This window comes from Candidatus Skiveiella danica, from assembly GCF_022705245.1.
GTDB lineage: Bacteria > Pseudomonadota > Gammaproteobacteria > Burkholderiales > Burkholderiaceae_C > Skiveiella > Skiveiella danica.
Map to the genome: position 1 here is coordinate 69802 of NZ_JAKJEW010000002.1, position 23703 is coordinate 93504.

22 protein-coding genes are annotated in these 23703 nt (G+C 66.3%); 10 read left to right on the forward strand and 12 right to left on the reverse strand.

What is annotated here, in order from left to right:
* Positions 1–146 precede the first annotated feature (146 nt).
* The 5 genes from ACMUOY_RS01495 to ACMUOY_RS01515 all read right to left on the reverse strand — a co-directional run bounded on the left by ACMUOY_RS01495 (position 147) and on the right by ACMUOY_RS01515 (position 5781).
* Positions 147–572, reverse strand: a complete 426-nt coding sequence (locus ACMUOY_RS01495) for a hotdog fold thioesterase (protein ID WP_413890365.1) — start codon at positions 570–572, stop codon at positions 147–149.
* 83 nt (positions 573–655) lie between these two features.
* Entirely contained in the window at positions 656–2176 is a 1521-nt protein-coding gene (locus ACMUOY_RS01500; protein WP_413890367.1) for an acetyl-CoA hydrolase/transferase family protein, read from the reverse strand.
* A gap of 227 nt (positions 2177–2403) precedes the next feature.
* Positions 2404–3867, reverse strand: coding sequence for an aminotransferase class V-fold PLP-dependent enzyme (locus ACMUOY_RS01505; protein ID WP_413890369.1), 1464 nt, complete (start codon positions 3865–3867; stop codon positions 2404–2406).
* 38 nt (positions 3868–3905) lie between these two features.
* Positions 3906–4451: a superoxide dismutase family protein gene (locus ACMUOY_RS01510; RefSeq protein ID WP_413890371.1), complete on the reverse strand. Its 546-nt coding sequence runs from the start codon at positions 4449–4451 to the stop codon at positions 3906–3908.
* Between the two features lie 43 nt (positions 4452–4494).
* Positions 4495–5781, reverse strand: coding sequence for a solute carrier family 23 protein (locus ACMUOY_RS01515; protein ID WP_413890647.1), 1287 nt, complete (start codon positions 5779–5781; stop codon positions 4495–4497).
* 132 nt (positions 5782–5913) lie between these two features.
* Between ACMUOY_RS01515 and ACMUOY_RS01520 the strand changes: the two genes are divergently transcribed.
* Together ACMUOY_RS01520 and ACMUOY_RS01525 are read left to right on the forward strand one after the other, a co-directional pair.
* Positions 5914–7158, forward strand: coding sequence for an efflux RND transporter periplasmic adaptor subunit (locus ACMUOY_RS01520; RefSeq protein ID WP_413890373.1), 1245 nt, complete (start codon positions 5914–5916; stop codon positions 7156–7158).
* A 22-nt stretch (positions 7159–7180) separates the two neighbouring features.
* Positions 7181–8452, forward strand: coding sequence for an ABC transporter permease (locus ACMUOY_RS01525; RefSeq protein WP_413890375.1), 1272 nt, complete (start codon positions 7181–7183; stop codon positions 8450–8452).
* Positions 8453–8747: 295 nt separating this feature from the next.
* Here ACMUOY_RS01525 and ACMUOY_RS01530 read toward each other — a convergent pair whose 3' ends face one another.
* Complete coding sequence (locus ACMUOY_RS01530; protein WP_413890649.1) at positions 8748–9608, reverse strand: transporter substrate-binding domain-containing protein; 861 nt, start codon at positions 9606–9608, stop codon at positions 8748–8750.
* 369 nt (positions 9609–9977) lie between these two features.
* Between ACMUOY_RS01530 and ACMUOY_RS01535 the strand changes: the two genes are divergently transcribed.
* The 3 genes from ACMUOY_RS01535 (at position 9978) to ACMUOY_RS01545 (ending at position 12737) form a co-directional block, all read left to right on the forward strand.
* A complete protein-coding gene (locus tag ACMUOY_RS01535) occupies positions 9978–10688 on the forward strand; it encodes an ABC transporter ATP-binding protein (protein WP_413890377.1) in 711 nt (236 codons plus the stop codon).
* Between the two features lie 101 nt (positions 10689–10789).
* Positions 10790–11893 carry an isocitrate/isopropylmalate dehydrogenase family protein gene (locus tag ACMUOY_RS01540; protein WP_413890379.1) on the forward strand — a complete coding sequence of 368 codons (1104 nt, stop codon included), beginning with the start codon at positions 10790–10792 and terminating at the stop codon, positions 11891–11893.
* 115 nt (positions 11894–12008) lie between these two features.
* Positions 12009–12737 (forward strand): zf-TFIIB domain-containing protein, encoded by a 729-nt coding sequence (locus tag ACMUOY_RS01545; RefSeq protein WP_413890381.1) that lies wholly within the window; start codon positions 12009–12011, stop codon positions 12735–12737.
* Positions 12738–12740: 3 nt separating this feature from the next.
* Here ACMUOY_RS01545 and ACMUOY_RS01550 read toward each other — a convergent pair whose 3' ends face one another.
* Positions 12741–13700, reverse strand: coding sequence for a hypothetical protein (locus ACMUOY_RS01550; RefSeq protein ID WP_413890383.1), 960 nt, complete (start codon positions 13698–13700; stop codon positions 12741–12743).
* 114 nt (positions 13701–13814) lie between these two features.
* On the reverse strand, positions 13815–14288 hold the full coding sequence (locus ACMUOY_RS01555; RefSeq protein WP_413890385.1) for a DUF3237 domain-containing protein: 474 nt from the start codon (positions 14286–14288) through the stop codon (positions 13815–13817).
* A gap of 117 nt (positions 14289–14405) precedes the next feature.
* Between ACMUOY_RS01555 and ACMUOY_RS01560 the strand changes: the two genes are divergently transcribed.
* The 4 genes from ACMUOY_RS01560 to ACMUOY_RS01575 all read left to right on the forward strand — a co-directional run bounded on the left by ACMUOY_RS01560 (position 14406) and on the right by ACMUOY_RS01575 (position 20053).
* Positions 14406–16472 (forward strand): acetoacetate--CoA ligase, encoded by a 2067-nt coding sequence (locus ACMUOY_RS01560; RefSeq protein WP_413890387.1) that lies wholly within the window; start codon positions 14406–14408, stop codon positions 16470–16472.
* A 191-nt stretch (positions 16473–16663) separates the two neighbouring features.
* On the forward strand, positions 16664–18067 hold the full coding sequence (locus ACMUOY_RS01565) for an NAD(P)-binding protein (RefSeq protein ID WP_413890389.1): 1404 nt from the start codon (positions 16664–16666) through the stop codon (positions 18065–18067).
* 561 nt (positions 18068–18628) lie between these two features.
* Positions 18629–19378, forward strand: coding sequence for a DUF4395 domain-containing protein (locus ACMUOY_RS01570; RefSeq protein WP_413890391.1), 750 nt, complete (start codon positions 18629–18631; stop codon positions 19376–19378).
* Between the two features lie 54 nt (positions 19379–19432).
* Complete coding sequence (locus ACMUOY_RS01575; RefSeq protein ID WP_413890393.1) at positions 19433–20053, forward strand: class I SAM-dependent methyltransferase; 621 nt, start codon at positions 19433–19435, stop codon at positions 20051–20053.
* Between the two features lie 59 nt (positions 20054–20112).
* Here the strand turns inward: ACMUOY_RS01575 and ACMUOY_RS01580 are convergent, their stop codons facing one another.
* Complete coding sequence (locus tag ACMUOY_RS01580) at positions 20113–20556, reverse strand: hypothetical protein (protein ID WP_413890395.1); 444 nt, start codon at positions 20554–20556, stop codon at positions 20113–20115.
* Between the two features lie 156 nt (positions 20557–20712).
* On the opposite strand from ACMUOY_RS01580, the gene ACMUOY_RS01585 reads away from it, so the two are divergent.
* A complete protein-coding gene (locus tag ACMUOY_RS01585; RefSeq protein ID WP_413890397.1) occupies positions 20713–21123 on the forward strand; it encodes a hypothetical protein in 411 nt (136 codons plus the stop codon).
* Between the two features lie 20 nt (positions 21124–21143).
* Here the strand turns inward: ACMUOY_RS01585 and ACMUOY_RS01590 are convergent, their stop codons facing one another.
* From ACMUOY_RS01590 to ACMUOY_RS01600, 3 genes are all read right to left on the reverse strand, one after another.
* The gene (locus ACMUOY_RS01590) at positions 21144–21581 is read right to left on the reverse strand and encodes a universal stress protein (protein ID WP_413890399.1); all 438 of its coding nucleotides are present in this window, start codon (positions 21579–21581) and stop codon (positions 21144–21146) included.
* Positions 21582–21706: 125 nt separating this feature from the next.
* Positions 21707–22600, reverse strand: coding sequence for an acyltransferase (locus ACMUOY_RS01595; protein ID WP_413890401.1), 894 nt, complete (start codon positions 22598–22600; stop codon positions 21707–21709).
* A gap of 90 nt (positions 22601–22690) precedes the next feature.
* Positions 22691–23689, reverse strand: coding sequence for a Bug family tripartite tricarboxylate transporter substrate binding protein (locus ACMUOY_RS01600; RefSeq protein WP_413890403.1), 999 nt, complete (start codon positions 23687–23689; stop codon positions 22691–22693).
* Positions 23690–23703 lie beyond the last annotated feature (14 nt).

Below are 23703 nucleotides of genomic sequence, written 5' to 3' on the forward strand. Positions count from 1 at the left end.
TCTGCGTAAGCGGGTGCTCCGCTTTTGACTTTTTTCGCTGGAATGCAGCCACGCCGGGCGATCCGATCGATCGCTCCGATCGCGAATGACGCTATCTTTTTCATAGCACAAACCGACGTTTCCACGCTGGGCTATGGCCAAAATCGTCAGTTTTTCGGCGCCAACACCGCCATCGTGATGCGCGAGACGCAGGTCAGTTCGCCGGCGTCATTGGTCAACTCAATCTGCCAGACCTGGGTGGTGCGGCCCACGTGGACCGGCCTTGCAATGCCGGTGACCCAGCCGCTGGTGGCACCACGCAGGTGGTTGGCGTTGATGTCCAGGCCGACGGCACGGTAACCCTCAGGCAAGGTAAACGCGGCGCCGCAGGATCCCAGGGTTTCGGCCAGCACCACGCTCACGCCGCCGTGCAGCAGGCCGTAGGGCTGGCGGGTGTGGGTGTTGACCGGCACGCGGGCGCGAATGAAATCTTCGCCGACTTCCAGGAATTCAATGCCCAGGCGGGCCACCGCGGTGTCGACGTGGATGGCGTGAAGGACGTCGATCGAGACGGCTTGTTTCCAAAGGGACATGGGAGCGCTTCCAGTTTTCATGAAAGCGCCATTGTCCCAGCCCCGCGCCCGCCGATGACCGCGAACGGCCGGCGCTGAGGCTGTCAGGCCGCCATCATGCTGCCGGTCTTCAGGTAGCCTGAGTGCCAGCCCAGCGCGTCGTCCAGCAGGTGCGGCGTGTGCTGGCCCAGGGACTCGCGCTGCGCACGCTCCATGTAATCCAGCAGCGCGGGCCGGTAGTCCGGGTGCGCACAGCGCTCCACGATCAGGCGCGCGCGCTGGGTCGGCGACAGGCCGCGCAGGTCAGCCAGACCCTGCTCGGTCACGATCACCTGGACGTCATGCTCGGTGTGGTCCACGTGCGAGACCATGGGCACGATGCACGAGATCGAACCGCCCTTGGCCACCGAGGGCGTCATGAAGATCGACAGGTAGGCGTTGCGCGCGAAGTCGCCGGAGCCGCCGATGCCGTTCATCATGCTGGAGCCCATCACGTGGGTCGAGTTGACGTTGCCGTAGATGTCGGCCTCGATCATCGCGTTCATCGCGATCAGGCCCAGGCGGCGGATCAGCTCGGGGTGGTTGCTCATCTCCTGAGAGCGCAGCACGATGCGGTCGCGGTAGAAGCCGATGTTGGCGTTGAAGTCTGCGGTGGCTTCGTCGCTGAGCGAGAGCGCGGTGGCTGACGCCATGGCCAGCGTGCCCGAGCGCAGCATGTCCAGCATGCCGTCCTGCAGCACCTCGGTGAAGGCGGTCAGGTTCCTGAACGGGCCGTCGTTCAGGCCAGCCAGCACCGCGTTGGCGATGTTGCCCACGCCGGATTGCAGCGGCAGCAGATCCTTGGGCAGGCGGCCGTGCTTCACCTCGTGCTGCAGGAACTCGATGATGTGGCCGGCGATGGCCTGGGAGTTCTCATCCGGTGGCGCAAACTGGTTGCTGCGGTCGGGCAGGTCGGTGTGCACCACGGCGATCACCTTGTCGGGGTCGCAGCGCAGGTAGGGCTCGCCGATGCGGTCGCCCGGCTGCAGCAGCGGGATCGGAATGCGGTACGGCGGCAGCTCGGTGCCGTAGTAGATGTCGTGCATGCCCTCCAGCGCCGGGTTCTGGCTGGTGTTGACCTCCAGAATGATGGCGTCGGCCTGGTCCAGCCAGGTCTTGTTGTTGCCCACCGAAGACGACGGGATCAGCCGGCCGTCGGGCAGGATGCCCGCCACCTCGATCACCGCCACGTCCAGGTGGCCGAGAAAGCCGAACCACACGAACTGCGCCACATGCGACAGATGGATGTCGGTGTACTGCATCTGCCCGTTGTTGATCTGTTTGCGCACCGCCGGGTCGGACTGGTAGGGCAGGCGCATCTCGATGCCATGCACCTTGGCCAGTGCGCCGTCGAGCTCGGGCGCGGTCGAGGCGCCGGTCCACAGGCCGATCTGGAAATCCTCGCCGTCTGCGTGCAGCAGCTTGATGCGCTGCGCCAGCGCTTGCGGCACCGCTTTCGGGTAGCCGGCCCCCGTGAAGCCGCTGGTGCCGACATTCGCGCCGGCCGGAATCAAGGCGGCCGCCGCCTCAGCGGACATGATCTTGCGGCGAAGGCCCGGATGAAGCACACGATCGGACAGGGGCATGACAGAAAGACCTTTGACAAAGCGGCGGACGCGGCACGGACCGCACCTCAACAAGGCCGCATCCTAGCATGACTTCGGTCAAAAATTAGGGTAAACCCTCAGTCGTCTGTTTCTGGGCCTTCAGGCGCCAATTTGGTGCATGATTTTGCCCGTTTCCCAGCGTCAAATGGCCGATATCCGCTATGAAAAGAGGACTGTTTTGAGGGGCGCCGGTCAGCCTTAACCAATCAACCCCCGTCGCGCACCACGCGGCAGGACTCGATGTCGAAGGAGACCGTGCCAACGGTCAGCGCGGTCTGGTCCCTGAACCCTTCGGCAAAGCGCATGAACCGCTCGACATCGGCAAAGTTGCTGGCCAGGCCGGTGGAGACGCGGATCGCGCCGGCGGTCTTGCCGCCGCGCGCCTGCATGACGTGCAGGAAGCGCTGCAGGTTGATCTCGCGGCCCGCCTGCTCGATGGCCGCGCGCATATCGCCTTCGTCCAGGTCCTCGGCCGCCTCGCCGGCGCCGGGATTGCAGAAGCACCCCGTGCGCAGCGAGATGCGCGCCTGTGCCGCCAGCTCTTCGATGCGGCGGTAGTCCACGAGGTGCCCGTTCGGGTCGTAGAAATTCAGGGTGAGCGTGCCGCCGCGCATGTCCTGGCTGGCCGGCCCGTACAGGCGCACCATCGGCCGGCCATTGCCATGCTTCAACGCGAGCAGCTGGGCGATCAGCCAGCCCGTCAGGCACTGCACGCGCGTCTGGATCGTCTCGATGCCGACGCGCTGCAGGTGGCGCAGACCGGTTTCCACCGCCGGAATGCTCAGGTAGTTCAGCGTGCCGTCCTCGAACCCGGCCTCGCCTTCGGACAGCACATGCATGCGCCCCTGTACCGTGGCAAAGTTGACCGTGCCGCCGCCGAACCAGGGGCGCCGCAAGGTGGCGAGCGTCTCGTTGCGCACCAGCAGGCAGCCCACGCCCGTGGGGTAGCCCAACATCTTGTAGAACGACATCACCACGAAATCGGGCGACACGGTGCGCAGGTCCAGGCGGCTGGTGGGCACGAAGGCGGCGCCGTCCAGCAGCACGTGCCAGCCTTGCGCGCGCGCGGTCTCCACCAGATCGAGCGGGTGCTTGACCCCTGAAAAATTGGACTGCGCCGGAAATGCGAACAAGTTGGACTGCCCCGCATCCGCCTGCGCCAGCAGCGCGTGCAGCGTAGGCTGGTCGATGCGCAGCTCGGGGCGGGTCAGCGGCGCGTAGTCCACCCGGGCCCCGCGGCTCTGTGCGAATTCCCGGATGCCGTTGACCGAGTTGTGGTTGTCGGCGGTCAGCAGAAGCCGGCCACCCGGCGCAAACGGGTAGGCCTCGCCGACCAGCTTCAGCGCGCCCGAGGCGTTGAGCGTGAAGATCGCCGTGTAGTCCTTGGTGCCGCCAAAATAATCCAGCACCGCGGCGCGGGCCTGCTCGACCCGGCGCGTGGTCTCCGTTGAGCTCGGGTTGACCGAATGCGGATTGCCGAGCACCTGCTCGGCCAGCATCGCCGCATGCTCCTGCACCTGGCTGGCGGCATACAGGCCGCCGCCGGTGTAGTCCAGGTAGACCTGATCCTGACGGTCGAGCCGGGCGAACTGCGCGGCCCGCAGGTCGTCCAGGGCGAGGGTGGTGGCGTAGTCCGGGAAAGCGGCCAGGAAATCGTCGTAAGGCGTCATGGCCAGGGATTATCCCGGCCGCCCGCCGCCGCCAAGGCTCAGGACGCGCGGATCACCCCGCAGGCCACGCGCGGGCCGGAGTTGCCGGTCGGCTGCGTCTTGTAGTCGTCCGGGTCGCGGTGCACGATCAGGCCCTTGTCCATGATGCTGGTGGTGCCGGGCTTGAGCGTCAGGGTGGTCGATGTGAAGTCGATCTTGGCCACCCCCTGGGCATCAGCCATCAGCGAGGGCAGGTCGCCCACATGGTGTGCGCCCTGGCCATGCTGGCCGTGCGCCGTGGTGGTGGGGTTGAAGTGGCCGCCGGTGCTCATGCCGTCGCCACTGGAACAGTCGCCCTTCTCATGCACATGGAAACCGTGCTCGGCGTTGGGCTTCAAACCCTTGACCTCGCCGGTGACCTGCACCTTGTCGCCGGTCTGCACGAATCGCACGGTGCCGCTGGCGGTGTTGCCGCGCGTGGCCTGCAGGTTGGCCGTGGCCGATGCGTCGGGCCGTGGCGCGGCGCAGGCCACCAGGCCAAGCAACACGGCGACGGCGCCGAGCGTGCGAACCAACGGAAAGGCGGTGTGGGGATTCTGGCTCATTGGCGGCTCCTGCAGGACAGTGGGTTGGACAAAGGGAAAAGGTTCAGGCCTTGCGGTTGAGCAGGGCATACAAAAGAATCGCGCCGAAGGTGGCGGTGCCGATGCCGCCCAGCGCGAACTGGCCGAACTTCAGCGTGAAGTCGCCGGTGCCCAGCACCAGCGTGATGGCCGCGACGATCAGGTTCTTGTTCTGCGAGAAATCGACCTTGTTGTCGACCCAGATCTTGGCGCCGGCCACGGCGATCAGGCCAAAAACGACGATGGACACACCGCCCATCACCGGCAGCGGAATCACCTGGATCACCGCGCCGAACTTGGGCGAAAAACCCAGCAGCACGGCAATCAGCGCCGCCACCAGGAACACGGCGGTGGAATAGATCTTGGTGGCCGCCATCACGCCGATGTTCTCGGCATACGTGGTCACCCCGGTGCCGCCGGCGCTGCCTGAGACCATCGTGGCGATGCCGTCGCCGATGAAGGCGCGGCCCATGTAGACGTCCAGGTTCTTGCCGGTCATCGCGGTCACGGCCTTGATGTGGCCCAGGTTCTCGGCCAGCAGAATGATCGCCACGGGGGCAATCATCAGCATGGCGTTGCCGGTGAACACGGGCGCGGTGAAGGCCGGCGCGCCGAACCAAGCGGCGTTCAATAGACCGCTCAGGTCCATCGGCTTGCCCATTCCCAGCCCGTTGGTCAGCACGGCATAGATCAGGGTCGCGACGATCAGGCCGACCAGGATCAGCAGGCGCTGCACCATGCCGCGCGTCAGCACCGCCACCAGGCCCACGCTGACGAAGGTGACGACCTGCATCCAGCTGTCGAAATTGCTCGCCGCCATGTTCTTGACCGGGATGCTGGCCAGGTTCAGGCCGATCACGGCCACCACGGCGCCGGTGACCACCGGCGGCATGAAGCGCTCGATCCAGTCGGTGCCAATGGCCTGCACCAGCACGCCGATCAGGGTGTACAGCGCGCCGCAGGCGATGATGCCGCCCAGGGCCACACCGATGTTGGCGTTCGGCCCCTTGCCGGCGTAGGCCGTCGCCGCGATCACGACGCCGATGAAGGCAAAGCTCGACCCGAGGTAGCTCGGCACCTTGCCGCCGGTGACCACGAAAAAGATCAGCGTGCCGATGCCGCTCATCAGGATGGCGATGTTGGGGTCGAATCCCATGAGGATGGGCGCCAGCACCGTGGCGCCGAACATCGCGATGACGTGCTGAACGCCCATCACCGCGGTCTGTGGCCACGGCAGGCGTTCGTCCGGGCCGATCACGCCGCCTTGCTGCAGCACCTCCGCGCTTTTTTCGGTCCAGTCCAGCATGCCCATCGAGTTCTCCGGTTTGGCGAAGCGGCCATCGTAGACGGGTTCTTGATGCAACTCAAGGACGATGGTGCCGTGAAAATCGCTCTGCTCGCCATCCCACAGTCGCCGTCATGGAGTTGCTGCTACGCTTGCCCGATGAAACCGCTTTTCAAATGGGGCGCCGCCGGGGTGGCCGTGCTGGTCGTGGCCGGGGCCGCGCTGTGGGCCAGTCAACGCGGCAGCAAGGTGCAGGTCTCACCGGTGGTACGCACCGGCATCGTGCAGTCGGTGGTGGCCACGGGCCGGCTCAACGCACCGGCGCGAATGGACATTGGCAGCGAAGTGACCGCCACCGTGCTGGAGGTGAAGGTGCGCGAGGGCGACCGCGTCAAGGCCGGCGACTTGCTGGTGCGCCTGTCCGACGCCGAAGCGCGCGCCGCCCTGCATCAGGCCCGCGCCGCACTGGTGGAGGCGCGCGGCCGCGCGACCCAGCAGGCCACGGTGTCGGCCCCGGTGGCCAGCCAGGCCGTGGTGCAGGCCGAGGCCACCTTCAAGGCCGCCGAACGCGACTTCGAGCGCACCCGTGACCTGGTGGCCAAAGGCTTCTTCTCGCAACAGAAGCTTGACGACGCACAGCGCCTGCTGGACACCGCGCGCAGCGCGCTGGAGTCCGCCCGCGTGCAGTCCGCCTCCAACCAGGCCAGCGGCATCGAGCCCGCCATGGCCGCCTCGCGCGTGGCGCAGGCCGAGGCCGCGGTGGAAGTGGCCACCGCCCGCCTCGCGCGGCTGCAGATCACCAGCCCGGTCGATGCGGTGGTGCTGGCGCGCAATGTGGAGCCCGGCAGCATGGCGCAGCCCGGTCGCACGCTGCTGGCGCTGGCCGCGCAGGGCAACACCCGCATCGACGCGGCCGTGGACGAAAAACACCTGCGCCTGCTCACCCCCGGCATGGCCGCGCAGGCGGTGGCCGACGCCTTCCCGGGCCAGCGCTTCGACGCCAAGCTCTATTACGTCTCCCCGGCCGTGGACCCGCAACGCGGCACGGTGGACGTGCGCCTGGAAGTGCCCAAGCCGCCCGCCTTCCTGAAGCCGGACATGACGGTGTCGGTCGAACTTCTGGCCGGCTCAAAGAAAGACGCGCTGGTGCTGCCATCGAGTTCGGTGCGCGACGCCGACCGTGAAAAGCCCTGGGTGCTGGCGCTGCAGCAAGGCCGCGCGGTGCGCGTGCCGGTGCGCCTGGGCCTGCGCGGCATCGGCTCGGTGGAAATTCTGGAAGGCCTGAAAGAAGGCGACGAGGCCATTCCCCAGACCGAAAAAGCCCTGCCCGGCGACCGCGTGCGCCGCGGCCCGACCCTGGCACCGGAAAAAGGCATGGAAGTGCCCTCCTTCATCTCGCGCTGACCACCTAGCCGCGCCACCCCGCATGAAATTCAGCTTCCACCGCACCCGCCCCGCCCTCAGCTCGCAGGCGCGCTGGATGCCGTTCGAGCTGCTGGTGGCGCTGCGCTTTCTGCGCGAGGGCCGCATGCAAAGCGCGCTGATCCTGGCCGGCGTGACGGGTGGCGTGGCGGTGATCATCTTTCTCACCCAGCTCATCAACCAGCTGCAGGGCACCATCATCGACAAGGTGCTGGGCTCGCAGGCCCATGTGGTGATCAAGCCGCTGGAAGAAGCCACGCAGCGCGTGGTCACACCGCGCACGGACCAGGCCGTGGCGGCACTGGTGCAGCCGCGCGAACAGCGCCTGCGCTCCGTCGACCAGTGGGAGCGCATCGCCGCGCTGGCCGCCGCCACGCCCGGCGTGCTGGCCGTGTCGCCGGTGGTCAGCGGGCCGGCCTTTGCGGCGCGCGGCAACAGCAACAAGAGCGTGGTGCTGCTGGGCGTGGAGCCCGAGCAATACCGCCGCGTGGTGCGCATGGACGACTTCATGACGCGCGGGCGCTTCGACGTGGCCGGCACCGGCGCGCTGATCGGCACCGACCTGGCCAGCGACCTGGGCCTGACCGTGGGCGACAAGCTGCGCGTGACCAGCGCCACCGGCCGCAGCGAAACGCTGGACATCACCGGCCTGTTCGACATGGGCAACCGCGACCTGAACCGGCGCTGGGTCTTCGTCACGCTGAAGCTGGCGCAGTCGCTGCTCGACCTGCCGGGCGGCGTGTCCAACATCGACCTCACGGTGCGCGACCTGTTTGGCGCCGACGCCGTCGCCGACACCCTGCGCGCGCAGACCGGCCTCACCGTCGACAGCTGGATGCAGACCAACTCCGGCCTGCTCAACGCGCTGAGCAACCAGACCGTGTCGAACAACCTGATCCGCAGCTTCGTGGTGATCATCGTGGCCCTGGGCATCTCCAGCGTGCTGGTGGTCAGCGTGGTGCAGAAGCAGCGCGAGATCGGCATCCTGCGCGCCATGGGCGCGGGGCGGCGCCGCATCATGGCCATCTTTCTGCTGCAGGGCGGGCTGGTGGGGCTGGTCGGCTCGGCGCTGGGCTCGGCGCTGGCCTACGGCCTGCTGGTGGTGTTCTCACACGTGTTCAAAAGCCCCGACGGCAGCGCCATGTTCGCCGCGCAGCTGGACCCGATGCTGGTGCTGCTGGCGTCCGTGGTGGCCTGTGGCGTGGGGCTGGCGGCCGCGGCCATTCCGGCGCGCAGCGCGGCGCGGATGGACCCGGTGCAGGCAATCAGGGCGTGAGGGCGCGCCTTGGCAGTGCGGGGGTCTGGTGGCAGCCCTACGCGGAGAGATCAATTCACGGTACTGGTCGGGTTTCCCGACTGAGGGTCTAGCCCCGGCGACCAAGTGAAGCTAGGTGTTGCCGCCGATGCTATTTTGACCAAGCCTGCCAAAACCGGTGATCCCCTTTGGGTTCTAGAAAGCCGAGTTCGCATGTGGGCTGCAGCACTGGCGCCTTTGGTCAGTCGCAATAGATAGGGGTGGCCAAAATAGCGCCGAACGCAACACCATTGAAACCAGCCATCAATTTGCACATCTATTGCGCAGGTTTGTCGCTGAGCGCTTTCATGTTGGCTTTCAACTGCTCACTCATGGGCATGCCTAGAACCATACCTTTTGGCGGAATCGGCGCTTCAAACCATCTGGCATACAGCTTGCTGAATTCGCCCGACTTCATCAGGCGCGTAATGGTGCCATCAACGAGCTTCTTGAACTCCGGATCGTCCTTGCGCAGCATGCATCCATACGGCTCGACCTGCAGCGTATCGCCGACAACTTCAAGGGAGCCAGGATTCTTGGAGTTTGCCCTCAGGCCGAATAGCAAGATATCGTCCATCGCAAATGCCATCGCGCGGTCAGTTTCGACCAACTGCAAGGCATCTTCATAGTCTTTGCCCAAGATGATCTGAATGTTGAGGTTCTTGTCTGCACTGTACGCACGGAGCACCTTCTCGTTCGTGCTTCCAGCGGTGGTGGCGACCGTCTTGTTTGCCAGATCGGCGTAGTTCTTGATACCCGAGGATTTCTTCGCCAAAAGGCGGGTTCCGGTATAGAAATGACTGATCGCAAAAGTCACCTCCTTGCCCCGCGCGGAGTTGTTCGTGGTAGAGCCGCACTCCAGGTCGTAAGTCCCATTGACGAGCAAAGGAATGCGGGTTTGTCCGGTCACCGGGATGTAGGCAACTTCAAGGTCTTTTTTCTTGAGCTTCGCGCGCACATCGTCAATGATGGCTTCGGTCAAATCGACGGCGAAGCCTACCGGCTTGGTCGGACTGATCAAATAGCTGAAAGGCACCGATGACTCGCGGTATGACACGGTGATCTTGTTGCTGTCGGCAACCTTTTTCAGGGTCTGCGCAGTGGCAGGTGGCGCGACGGAAGTCAGACATACTCCCATGGCAAGTGAGATCGCGACTACTGCAGTGCACCGAGGCGTGACGAAGGATTTGTTTTTGGATTGATTGGCCATGATTTCCTCCAAGTAAAAATCGTTCCTTCCATTAACGTTGCACCTAATTGCGGTTCTGATCTTTGACACATGGCAACCGCCAATGGAATCTGGCAAGTTTTTTTTGCTGCCGACGTCAGGAAGAAGCTCCAACGACTGGGGTTGTTGGTAAGACGATGGCGTAGACCCGCTTTCAGTCTCCAGGCCCGATAGCCGCCAAGTCGAACCGCTTCTGGCGCATTTCATTCGACTGTCCCAAGTCCCCAACGCGGCCGCACCCCGGCTAACACAACCCATGCGTTCACAATACCCCCACGCATGACCGCCCCACCCACCCCCATCCTGAAGCTCACCGACATCCACAAAAGCTACAACGTGGGCACGCCGGTCGAGACCGAGGTGCTGCACGGCATCACGCTGGCGCTGCGCGAGGCGGAGTTCGTGGCGCTCAAGGGGCCGTCGGGCTCGGGCAAGAGCACGCTGCTCAACATCATCGGCCTGCTGGAGCGGCCGACCGCCGGCACGCTGGAGATTGCAGACCAGCAGACCCAGTCGCTGGACGATGCCGGCCTCACGCGGCTGCGCGGCGCCACCATCGGCTTCGTGTTCCAGTTTCACCACCTGCTGCCGGCCTTCACCGCACTGGAGAACGTGCTGCTGCCGTCCATCATCGCCCACGGCACGGCCACGCCCGAGGCCGAGGCCCTGGCGCGCGAGCTCCTGGCGCGCGTGGGCCTGAAAGGCGCCGAGTCCAAGCGCCCCGGCGAGCTGTCGGGCGGCATGCAGCAGCGCGTCGCGATTGCGCGGGCGCTGTCGCTCAGGCCCCGGCTGATCCTGGCCGACGAGCCCACGGGCAATCTGGACACAGTCTCCGCCGACGAGGTGTTCGGCCTGCTGCGCGAGTTCAACCGCGACCACGGCAGCGCCTGCCTGATCGTCACCCACGACCCGCGCCTGGCCGCACGCTGCGACCGGCAGATCGAGCTGGTCGACGGCCGCGTGGTGGCCGGCGCCGAGCCGCTGCCCTGAGTGCTCGCGCATCGGTCTGCCTGGATGTGGCGAACACGGATGGCCAGTGCGGGCCGCCCGCATGACAATGGCGGGATCCGAAACCGACCCCCTTCCACGCCATGACCGCTTCCACCCCCGACACCCGCCCCCTTCGCATTGCCGTCATCGCCGGTGACGGCATCGGCCGCGAGGTCATGCCCGAGGGCCTGCGCGTGCTCGAAGCCGCCGCGCGCCGCTTCGGCCTGCCACTCGAATTCACCCATTTCGACTGGGCGCACTGCGACTACTACCTGCAGCACGGCCAGATGATGCCGGACGACTGGAAGGCCCAACTGCAGGACATGGACGCGATCTACTTCGGCGCCGTCGGCTGGCCGGCCACCGTGCCCGACCATGTGTCGCTGTGGGGCTCGCTGCTGAAGTTCCGCCGGGAGTTCGACCAGTACATCAACCTGCGCCCGGTGCGCCTGTTCGAGGGCGTGCCCTGCCCGCTGGCCGGGCGCAAGGCCGGCGACATCGACTACTTCGTGGTGCGCGAGAACACCGAGGGCGAATACACCAACCTGGGCGGCGTGATGTACGCCGGCACCGAGCGCGAGATCGTGATCCAGGAGTCGGTCTACTCGCGCCATGGCACCGACCGCGTGCTGAAGTACGCCTTCGAGCTGGCGCAGAGCCGCAACCGCAAGCACCTGACCGTGGCCACCAAGAGCAACGGCATCGCCATCAGCATGCCATGGTGGGACGGCCGCGCGGATGCGATGGCCAAGGGCTACCCCGAGGTGACAGTCGACAAGCAGCACATCGACATCCTGAGCGCGCGCTTCGTGCTGCAGCCAGGGCGATTCGACGTGGTGGTGGCGTCCAACCTGTTCGGCGACATCCTCTCGGACCTGGGGCCGGCCACCACCGGCACCATTGGTCTGGCGCCTTCGGCCAACCTGAACCCGGAGCGAAACTTCCCCTCGCTGTTCGAGCCGGTGCACGGCTCCGCGCCCGACATCTATGGCCAGAACATCGCCAACCCGGTGGCGATGATCTGGTCCGGCGCGCTGATGCTGGACTTCCTGGGCCGTGGCGATGCCAGGTTCCGCCAGGCGCACGACGCCATCGTGCAGGCGATCGAGGTGGCCCTCATCACCGGCCCGCGCACCCCGGACCTGGGCGGCAACGCCAGCACGCAGGAGATGGGCGCGGCCATTGCGACGCGGGTGGGGGGCTGAGGAGCTGAAAAAAGGCGCTCCCGCGCATTTTTCGAACAAAATTGGCACGATCCCAGCGTCGACAGGTCATAGTTTGCTATTGTCTGGATAGCATCCCGCCAGCGAGTCCACCCCCATGCCCGGCCCCACGTCCTGCCCCTCCTGCAAAGCGCCCATGTCCATCCACCCGCTGGCCAGCCAGGACGGGCGGCCGCTGGAGCTGGACATCTGTTTTGCCTGCCAGGGCCTGTGGTTCGACCCGCAGGAAAACCTCAAACTTGCGCCGGCCTCGGTGGTCGAGCTGTTCCGGCTGCTGCACGAGCAGCGCGATGCCCCGCGCCACCCGCTGGCCGCGCGGCTGGCCTGCCCGCGCTGCGAGCGCACGCTGGAAAAGGGCTTCGACGTGGTGCGCAGCGGGCGTTACGTCACCTACCGCTGCCCCAGCCGGCACGGCCGCTTCAGTGCCTTTTCTTCGTTCATGGTGGAAAAAGGCTTTGTGCGCCAGCTCACGAAACCCGAGATCGACGACATCGCGCAGCGCGTGGCGATCATCACCTGCACCGGCTGCGGCGCGCCAGTGGACCTGCGCAAGGACCACGCCTGCCCGCACTGCCGATCGGCGTTTTCGCTGCTCGACCCCACCGCCGTGGCGCGCGCGCTGGAAGGCTACGCCGGCGCCGCGCAGCGCCAGGCCACCGCCCGGCCGCTGGACCTGGCCGATGCGCTGATCGGCATCGAGCGCGACCGCCTGAAGGCCGAGCGCGAAGCGAAGGCCGAGCGCTCCAACCTGTTCAGCGGCCCGTCGGCCGGCAACGGCGACCTGTGGGCGGTGGGACTGGAGCTGGTGTGGAAGATGATCAAGTGAGCGTCAGCGCCTGATCTCGCAGGATTTCGCCCGGCCCGGGTAGGGATCGGCGCCGAAAAAGTTGGTGCTGCAATACACCCCGTTGACGCCGTCGCGGTAGACGTAGCGGCCGGCTGTGCCAAAGCGCGCCTGCACCGATCCCCTGAAGTTGCAGATCTCGCCTTCCATTGCGCAGCGGCGCCAATCGGAGGTGTCGACCTGGCCGTAGGCATTGGCCTGCACCTCGCAGTGCTTCGTAACACCGCGGGCCGGGTCGCCGAAGATGCCCGCATCGCACGCGACTTCGCCGTTCACGTTGCGGGTCTTGAAGTTGCGCCCGTCGCCGAATCGCACCAGCGCACGCCCCCGAACGCGGCAGGTTTCGCCCTCGGCGGCGCAATAGCGCCAGCCGCCGGCGGACGCGCCGGAGCCCCAGCCGTCCCAGGAGCCCTGGCTGCTGTTCTCATACCGCTGACCGCCGGATCGGCGAATTTCGCAGAACTTGGTCACGCCGCGGATCGGGTCGCCGAAGTCCGATACATCACAGCGCACGCCGTCATAGGCGGTGCGCGTGACAAAGCTGTTGCCCTGGCCGAAACGCACTTCAGCCTGGCCTCTGAAGCGGCAGATCTCGCCTTCGGCCGCGCAAAAGCTCCAGCCCAGCGCCGTCTCCCGGTAGCTGCCGCTTCCGTCGTAGCCGCTGACGCGAACCTGGCAGCGCTTGGGATCACCGGGTGCAGGGTCACCGAAGGCGTCGTTGTTGCACTCCACGCCGTTGACGACGGAGCGGCTGGTCCAGCGACCCTCGGCGCCGTAGCGCACCACGGCGCGGCCGTTCACGCGGCAGATCTGGCCCTCATCGGCGCAGGTGCGCCAACCGTCCTCGTAGGCCTGGGCAGCCTGCGGCACGGAAAAAGCCACGCAGGCGGCAAAGGTCAGAAAAAAGATCTGCAGCAGCCGGCGAGCGGGAGTGGCGATGTTCATGAAGTTCTCCAAACTTGTTCGATACCACTGTAGCAACCCGGCCCTTTCTGGCAATGGGTCTCGCCGCTCAAAGCGCTCCATCCCTCGCCAGAGCACACCGGGCGCCCTGCAGGCTCACATCACGCGAAAAAAGCGCATCTCCACCCGGTCCGGAAAGCGCGCCCCGGTGCCGACAAACAGGCTTTCCGTCAGCCAGGCCAGCGAGGGCGATGAGACCTCGAAGGTGGGCGCGCAGCGGAAGTAGATCGCCGCCGGGTCCACCGGCTCGCCGCGCACCAGCTTCGCGATGTCCTCCACAGAGCCCCGGCGTAGCGCACGGTTCATCACGAAGACGTGTTCGCCATTGTCGAGCTGAAGCAGGTAGCGCGCATCCAGGTCGGCGCAGGTGTCGGACACCACGATCTGGAAGTCCGCGCCGCCGGGCAGCACGGTACCGCTGAGTTGACCCGTCACTTTTCCACCCGTGATCGGGATGATGCGGCGCCGGCCCCGGCTGTTCAGGCCGGTGACCTGGCCGGCCTCGATGGGCGTGGCGACAAAGACGGTGAGGTCGGCGACGGGTTCGAGGATGGGGGTGGGCAGGGTCATGGCGGCCTCGGGTTCGTGGGGACGCACAGCATAGGGCAAACGGCGCCCTTGCCGGCGCCGGACAGGCTCGCGGATTCCCCGATGCGCAGGGTGCACGCCGCTGCTACCCTCATCGGCATGAGCGAGACCCCTACCCCGGCCTTCATCCCCCAGATCCGCCTGTACCAGAACTGGCTGCGCGACACGCGCGGCCTGAGCTTTGACAGCTACGACGCGCTGTGGCGCTGGTCCACCACCGAGCTGGACGCGTTCTGGCAGAGCATCTGGGATTACTTTGATCTGCGCTCGCCCACGCCGCACACCGCGGTGCTGGCGAAGAACGTGATGCCGGGCGCGAAATGGTTTCCCGGCGCGCAGGCCAACTACGCGCAGCAGGTGCTGCGCCATGTGGGGCCGGCGCACGCGGCGGGGTTTGCGGCCATCATCAGCCGCAACGAGAAGGGGCAGCAGCACGAGCTGTCGTGGCCCGAGCTGCGCCGCCAGGTGGCCTCGCTGGCGCTGCACCTGCGGGAAGCGGGCGTACAACCCGGCGACCGCGTGGCCGCCTACCTGCCCAATATTCCCGAGACCATGGTGGCCTTTCTGGCCACGGTGAGCATCGGCGCGGTCTGGAGCGTCTGCGCGCCCGACATGGGCACGAACGCTGTGCTCGACCGCTTCCGCCAGATCGACCCGGTGGTGCTGATCGCCTGCGACGGCGTGACCTACGGCGGGCGCGACTTCGACCGGCTGGGCGTGGTGGCCGAGATGCGCGCCGCCCTGCCCACGCTGCGCCACGTCATCCTGCACCGCAACCTGGGCCATGCGGGCGACGACAAATCATCGGATTTGATAGTTGACTATTATCCGTTTGTGCTGGGAATCGCCCGAAATGATGCCAAAGTGGCGGCTTTCGAGCCGCTCTGGCTGCCCTTCGACCACCCGCTGTGGATTGTCTACTCCAGCGGCACCACCGGCCTGCCCAAACCCATCGTGCACGGGCACGGCGGCACGGTGATCGTGGCGCTGGCGCTGAAGATCATCCACAACGACGTGGGCTGCAGCTACCACCCCAACAACTGGGGCGAGCGCTACCACTGGTACAGCTCCACCGGCTGGGTGATGTGGAACGCCCAGACCAGCGGCCTGCTCAACGGCACCACCTGCGTGATCTTCGACGGCAACCCCGGTGGCAGCAAGGAAAAGCCCGACTGGACCACCCTGTGGCGCTTCGGCGCCGAGTTGGGCGTCACCTTCTTCGGCGCGGGCGCGGCCTTCTTTGCCAACTGCCTGAAGGCCGGCGTGGACCTGTCCACCTGCGGCGACCTGTCGAAAGTGCGCGCGCTGGGCACCACCGGCTCGCCGCTGTCGCCCGAGGCGCAGCAGTGGGGCACGGCCCAGTTTGCCGCGATCGCAAAAACCGAAGCCCAACAAGATATCTGGTGGTGCAACATCAGCGGCGGCACCGACTTTGCCGGCGCCTTCATCGGCGGCCACCGCGAGCTGCCGCAGGTGCCGGGCGAGATGCAATGCCGCCTGATGGGCTGCGCGGTGGAGGCCTGGAACGACGCCGGCGAACCGGTGCTGGGCGAGGTGGGCGAGCTGGTCTGCGCGCAGCCGATTCCGTCGATGCCGCTGTACTTCGTGGGCGACACGAACAACGCGCGGCTGCTCTCCAGCTACTTCGAGATGTACCCCCCCGGCCACGGGCGCAAGCCCGGAGGGGGTGACCGGCCTGCGGACGCCGGCGGCGTCTGGCGCCATGGCGACTGGCTGCGCATCGGCAACCCCGCCACGGGCAGCACCGGCTGCGTGATCTTCGGGCGCAGCGACGCCACCATCAACCGCCACGGCCTGCGCATGGGCACCAGTGAGCTGTACAGCGCGGTGGAGGCCCTGCCCGAGGTGATGGACAGCATGGTGGTGGACCTCGAATACCTGGGCCGCGAAAGCTACATGCCGCTGTTCGTGGTGCTGCGCGAGGGGCAGGCGCTGGACGAGGCGATGAAAGCCCGTCTCAACGAGGCGATCAAGGTGTCGCTGAGCCCGCGTTTCCTGCCCAACGAGATCTTCCAGGTGGCCGAGATCCCGCGCACGCTCTCCGGCAAGAAGCAGGAGCTGCCAATCAAGAAGCTGCTGCTGGGCCACCCGCTGGAAAAGGTGCTGAACCGCGAGGCGATGGCGAACCCCGGCTGCCTGGCCTAGTACGAGGCCTTCGCCGCGCAGCACCAGGCGCGGGCCTGAGCGCCGCCGATCCGTCGAGGCCGAATTCGGCGGCCGCCGGCACACCCGCCTGCTGGACGGGTAAGGCGGCAACCGCGATACTGCGCCGAGATAGCTGGCCGGTCGCAACCCATGCTTCCTTGGCGCCAGGCCATCTTCACCAAGGGGCACCCATGGCGCGCATCGAGACGGACTACCTGATCATCGGCAGCGGCGCCGTGGGGCTGGCGTTTGCCGACACGCTGCTGGACGAGACCGACGCGCACATCACCCTGGTCGATCGGCATGGCAAGCCCGGCGGACACTGGAACGACGCCTATTCCTTTGTGGCGCTGCACCAGCCCTCGGCGTTCTATGGCGTCAACTCCATGGCGCTCGGGGCCGACCGGATCGACACGGTCGGCGTCAACAAGGGCTATTACGAGCTGGCTTCCGGCCCCGAGGTCAGCGGGTATTTCGACCGCGTGATGAACCAGAAGCTGCTGCCCAGCGGGCGCGTCAGCTACCACCCGATGTGCGACTACATAGGGGACGGCCGCTTCGTCTCGCTCCTGTCCGGCGAGGAAACGACGGTCACGGTGCGCAAGAAAACGGTGGACGCCACCTGGTACAACACCCGGGTGCCTTCGACCCAGACGCCCAAATACCGGGTGGCCGAGGGCGTGCGGCTGGTCACCCCCAACGCACTGCCGCAGTTGTGGCAAAGCCAGGCGCCACGCCCGGCGCACTTCGTGATCGTCGGCGCCGGCAAGACGGCGATGGACGTGGGCGTGTGGCTGCTCAACTCCGGCGCGCCGCCCGAGGCCATCAGCTGGGTCATGCCGCGTGACTCCTGGGTGGTCAACCGCGCGAGCACCCAGCCCGGCATGGCATTTTTCAAGGAAAGCATGGGCGGGCAGGCCGCACTGATGGAGGCCTGCGCCCGGGCGACGTCGCTCGATGATCTGTTCGAACGGCTGGAGGCCAGCGACCAGATGATGCGCATCGACCCGCAGCGCAAGCCGACGATGTTTCACTACGCGACCCTGTCCAAGGCAGAGGTGGATTTGCTGCGCCGGATCACGCAGGTGATCCGCCTGGGCCGTGTGCAGGCCATCGAAACAGGCGAGATGGTGCTGGACCAGGGGCGCGTCCCCGTGGCCGGCACCTCTCTGTTCATCGACTGCACCGCGTCTGCCGTTGAACCCAAGCCCGTGCAGCCGATCTTTCAGGGCGACAAGCTGGTGCTGCAGATCGTGCGCATGCCGCTGCCCACGTTCAGCGCGGCCCTGGTGGCCTACGTGGAGGCGCACCATGACGATGACGCGGTGAAGAACCAGCTCTGCACCACGATTGCCTTCCCCCACGCGATCGAGGCCTACCCGGCCTGCGTCATGGGCAACATGATGAACCAGTTCAAGTGGGGCCAGGACAAGGCCTTGCGCCAATGGCTGCGCAACAGCCGGCTCGACGGGTTCGGCAAGATGATTTCCGAGATCGATCCGGCCGATGAAGAAAAGCTGGCCATCATGGCCCGGTTCAAGGCCGGAGCGATGGCGGCCATGGGCAACCTGCCGAAGCTGATCGCCGCCCGCTAGGCCCCTGCCTTGATCTTGCCCGCGAAGGTGAGCATCGGATCGTTCACGTTGGAGCCGAAGCGCCCGGCGGCCAGGTGGTCGAACTTGTCGTCCAGCACCAGCGGCACGCCCGCCGGCGTGTAGAAAACGCTGGTGATGGCGCCGGCGCCGTTGCCCTTTTCCGCCTTGGCCGGCGGTCTGCCGGATGCCGGTGCCGACGAACGAGCCGCCCGGCCCCTTGACGCCGTGGCCCGTGCCGCCCGAGGTAAACGAGGTGTCCCAGACCTGCGACGTCACGTATTGCACCGTGAACGAGGTCACGGCGACGCGCTTGATGCCCTTCAGCGCCGCCGCGTCCACCACCTCGATGACCGGTGCGCCACAGTCCGCGGCTTGCGCCAGCGGCAATGCCATCACGAAAGAAGTCGCCAGAATCCGAATCCCTTTGCCAAACCGCACCCCTGAATCTCCACAAGACAGACGAATGAACCCGTCTGATGCGCACGCACCAGCAGCGAAAGGCAAGTTTAGAAAACCCCTCACAAGGGTCGACCTGGCCGGTTGCACCCCCATAATTCCGTCATGACCAATATTTTCCAGTTCGGCGAACATCACGCGGACTATGCGGTTCCCGTCATCAACGAGCGGGAGGCACGGGCCGGGGCGGGCATCCTGTTCCTGCTGGCTCTGATTGCCTTCATGAACGCCTGGCTGAGCGGGAATTTCGCACCCACCAAACTGGTGGTGACGGGGTTCTTTGCGGACTTTTTCCTGAGGGTGCTGGTCAATCCCCGCTTTTCTCCGAGCCTCGTTTTGGGACGCATTGCAGTGCGAAACCAGTTGCCCGAGTACGTGGGTGCACCCCAGAAGCGGTTTGCCTGGGCGATTGGATTGGCCCTCGCTTCAGCGATGCTCTACCTGGTGGTGTTCAACAACGTCCGGGGGCCCGTCAACATCCTGGTCTGCGCACTGTGCCTGCTGTTGCTTTTTTTCGAGACGGCCTTTGGCATCTGCATCGGCTGCAGGATCTACAACCTGTTCAACCGGGAACGAGCCCAACTCTGTCCCGGTGGAGTTTGCGACGTACAAGACCGGCAACCCATCCAGCAGGTGTCCGCGGCTCAATACGGATCCCTGGTGGCGTTTCTTGCGGGGCTGTGGTTTGCCGCGGGCGCGCTGCCCGAATCGCCAATCCGGGGAACGACCACTGTGGCACCAGCCCCCGGCTCACCGCCGCCAAGTGCCGCGGAAGAAGAGCGTTGCCGTGTCCCTGAATTTGCCCGGAAAATGGGGCACGAGGACAAATGGAAGCTACATAACGGCTGCCCGTGAGCATGGGATCCGCTTGCGGCCCCGAGCCCACCCGTCACGTCGAGGAGATGCCTTATGCAACCCAAGGCCCATTGGGAGAATGTCTATGAGACCAAACCCGCCCACACGGTCAGCTGGTTTCAGGAACATCCCGAGCATTCCCTGCGCCTGATTCGCGAAACCGGCGTTTCGCTGGAGGCCTCCATCATCGACGTCGGGGGTGGCGCATCGACGCTGGTCGACGATTTGCTGAGCGCCGGTTATCGGTCGCTGACCGTGCTGGACCTGTCCGGTACGGCCCTGGCTGCCGCACAGCGGCGCCTGGGTATCCAAGCCCGATCGGTTCAGTGGATCGAGGCCAACATCACCGAGGCCGATCTCCCTTTCCACGCCTATGACGTCTGGCATGACCGCGCCGTCTTTCATTTCCTGACAAGCCCCGAAGAGCGGCAGGCCTACGTACAAGCCGTGCTGCGTGCCGTGAAGCCAGGCGGCCATGTGATCGTTGCCACCTTTTCCGAAGACGGCCCTGACCGATGCAGCGGTCTGCCCGTCATGCGCTACAGCCCGGACCAGCTGCACGCGCAGTTCGGCTCGCCCTTCACACTGCTGCGGCACGAGAAAGAGGCGCATCACACACCCGCAGGCACCGTCCAACAATTCGTTTACTGCTACTGCCGCAAGGCCATGTCCTGACAGGCCGGGAGCGCCCACGCGCAGTGAGCGCGGCGGCTCTGGCCCGAAGCACGTTGCGCCTACCTTGCCGCTGGAGCCGACGCGGGGTTCTGTGCGGGCTGCGGCTGGGCCTTCTCGGATTTGGCTTTCCTGTTCTCGGCCTTCTGTTTCTTCTTTTCTGCGTCGCGCGCCTTTTTTTCCGCCGTGGCCTGCGACCGCTCCTCCTTGGCCTTCTTCCTGTCGGCCTTGATCTGCTTCTTCTCCGAATGGAGTTGGGCCCGGTCTGCCTTGAGCTTCTTCTGGTCGGCATCGAGCTGCGCCTGGTCCGCCTTGATGACGGCCGGATCGGCACGCATCGCCTTGTCCCGGCTCAACTTCTCCTTGTCGGCGTTCACGGCCGCACGCCCGGCGGCAACGGCAGACGCCGATGGCGCAGCCGGCTGTGCCGCGGAGGTCTGGGCCACCACACCGGCGGCAAAGAACCCGGCGACCAGGGCAGTGACGGTCAGAGTCTGGAAATTCATGTCGCACCTCGAAAGGAAAGTTGCACGCCGCGCCTCGGATACGATCCGATGCCGACAGCGTAACAGCCAGACCATGCCACGGATCGCACCATCCACCCGCTTGATCACGATCATTCGGGCCGCCCGCCCGGCACGCGACGGGGATGGACTGCGCCTGTGACTTCGCACCTGCCACCGTTTCCCCTGCGCACCGAATGCCCGCCCGGCGCCTGCATCTGCGCACGCGACAGGCTGCTGGCGGACCCGCAGGGTGACCTGCGCATCCTGCGCCTGTCGCGCGCGGACGAAAAGAGCCTGCTGCAACGGCTGGAAAACCTGCGCGACCTGGCCGACCTGCGGCACCTGGAAGAAAGAATGGAACAGCAGCTCGGCATCCGCCTGACCCTCGTCACCAGCCCGCGCGGCGTGCGCAGCCTGCGCGGCATCCTGATCAGGGTGCAGGAGCAGCCTGGCTTGTGCCGCAAGACCCGCCAGGCGATTCCCGCCGCGATACGGCGCGGCATCGAGAAGCGGCCGCAGATCGCCTGGGAGATCGCCAACGCGGGCGGTCTGTTCGAAGCTCCGTGAGCGGCCGCGGCCGGCAGGGTTCAGCGCGTGATGACCACCAGCACGCTGCAGGGCGCGTCATCGATCAGCGAGCGCGACACCGAGCCGCGCCACCAGCGCGCCGCCCAGCCGTCCAGGTGCTTGTGGCCCACCACGATCAGGTTGGCGCCGATGCGCCGCGCACAGGCGGCGATTTCGCTCACCGCGTCACCGGTCACCACTTCGCCGCGCGCCACCAAGCCGGCATCGGCGAGCTTGCGCACACCGGCGTCCAGGATCTCCTGGAAGTGGGCCTTTTCTTCACGTTCCAGCTCCGGGTCGTAGACGCCGCCTTCGGGCCCGATGACGGACAGGGGCAGTGGCATGACGGCAATGAGAGTCAGTTCGGCCTGGCTCCACTGGGCGATTTCATGGCAGTCGAGCAGGGCCTGCTGGCCCGATTCGGAGCCGTCGTAGGCGAGCACGATTTTCTTGTACATGGCGCATCCTTCCCCGGGGGTCCCGGAATGTTTCGGGCGATTGGGCGGCATCTTAGGCGCAAGCACGGCCGGCACCAAGCAATTCCCCTTGTCGGAGGGAGAAATGTGCCCCCGCCGGGCGGCCATCAGACACGCAGGAGGCGGTCGATCTCGCGGTCCTTCTCGGCCCACAGGGCGTGCAACCAGTCGTGCAGGGCCGCGCGGAATTCGGGGTCGCGCTCGTAATCACCGTCGCAGAAAGCCACCGGAATGGGCAATTGGCGCACCCGCATGACCACCCGCGTCCCGCGCCCGCACAGGAACTGCCAGAAGGTGGGCACCCCGTCCGGGTAGGCCAGCGTCACATCGAGCAGGGAATGAAACTGCCGGCCCATCGCATGCAGGGCCAGCGCGAGCGCCCCGGTGCGGGGCTTGAGCAGGTGGCGGTAGGGTGAGCCCTGGGCCGCGTGCTTCGCCGGCGTGAAGCGTGTGCCCTCGGTGAAGTTCATCAGGCTGGTCGGCACCAGGGCGAACTTTTCGCAGGCGCGCCGGGTGGTCTCGCGGTCCTGTTCGCGCAAGGCGGGGTTGCGCTTGAGCGCCGCGGCGGAGTGCCGCTTCATGAACGGAAAATCCAGCGCCCACCAGGCCAGCCCCATGATCGGCACGTAGAGCAACTGCTGCTTGATGAAGAACTTGAGCAGCGGGATGCGCCGGTTCAGCACGTGCTGCAAGGCAAAGATGTCGACCGCGCCCAGGTGGTTGCAGTTCACCAGGTACCAGCCGTGGTAGGCCAGTTCGTCCACGCCCTGCACGTCCCAGACGGTGCGCTGCGTCAACCGCATCCAGCCGCTGTTGCCGGCGATCCACTGCGTGGCGATGGCGTTGGTCCAGGGATCGATGCGCAGGCGCGCGCCCTTGAACGGCAAGGCCAGCCGCACCAGCGCCAAGGCAAGCAACGGACCGACCCAGAAAAGGGTGTTGAGCAGCAGCAGCAAAAATGCAATGACCCCGCGCGCGAGCGGAGGAAGGAATCCAAGCATGTCCAGCACCTGAACGGAACCCGATTGCCGGATTGTGCCCAAGGCGCCGCGCACCCTGCCACCGGCCCCGCGCGACGGCCGTGGCGGCGACTACACGCCGTCGGGCTTGATCTGCGCGCGCGCGATCACCGGCTTCCAGCGCGCCTGCTCGGCCTTGATGAAGGCGTCGAACTCGGCGCCGGTGTTGCCGACGGCCAGCGCGGTGTCCTGGGCCAGCTTGTCCTTCACCGCCGCGCTGCGCGTGGCCCGGATGGCCTCGGCCTCGATCTTCGCCACGTGCGCCTTGGGCCATTTGGCGGGCACCAGCAGGCCATACCACTGCGTCATCTCGAAGCCTTTGAAGCCCTGTTCGGCCACCGTGGGCACATCGGGCAGTTGGGGCAGGCGCTGCGCGGAGCCGGTGGCGATGCAGCGCAGCTTGCCGGCCTTGATGAATTGAAGCAACGCCGGTGCGCCCACGGCCGCGGCCTGAAGCCGGCCGGACAGCAGGTCGGTCAGCATCGGCCCGGTGCCGCGGTAGGGCACGTGCACCACGAAGATGCCGGTGGCCATCTTCAGGTATTCAAACGCCAGGTGGCCGGCGCTGCCATTGCCCGCAGAGCCGTAGTTGAGCTGGCCGGGCCGGGCCTTGGCGTAGGCGACGAACTCGGTCAGGTTCTTCACCGGGAGGTCCGGATGCACCACGTACAGGCTGGGCACCTTGGAGACCAGCGTGATCGGGATGAAGTCCTTCATCTCGTAGGGCACCTTGGCAAAGATGTAGGGGTTCACCGCCATCGTGCCGATGTGGCCCAGGATCAACGTATGGCCGTCGGTGGAGTTGGCCACCTCCTGCATCGCGATGTTGCCGGCCGCGCCGGGCTTGTTGTCCACGAAAACGTTCTGGCCCATGGTCTTGGCCATTTCGCCGGCCACCGCGCGCGCGACGATCTCCGAGCTCCCGCCCGGCGCAAAAGGCACCACCAGTCGCAGCGGCTTGGTCGGCCAGTCGGCCTGGGCGCGCGCCAGCCAGGGCGAGGTGGCCAGCGCAACGGCGCCGGAGGTGGCCAGCCACTGGCGGCGGGTGAGGGAGGAGAAAGCGTCGGTCATGTCAGTCCTGGGTT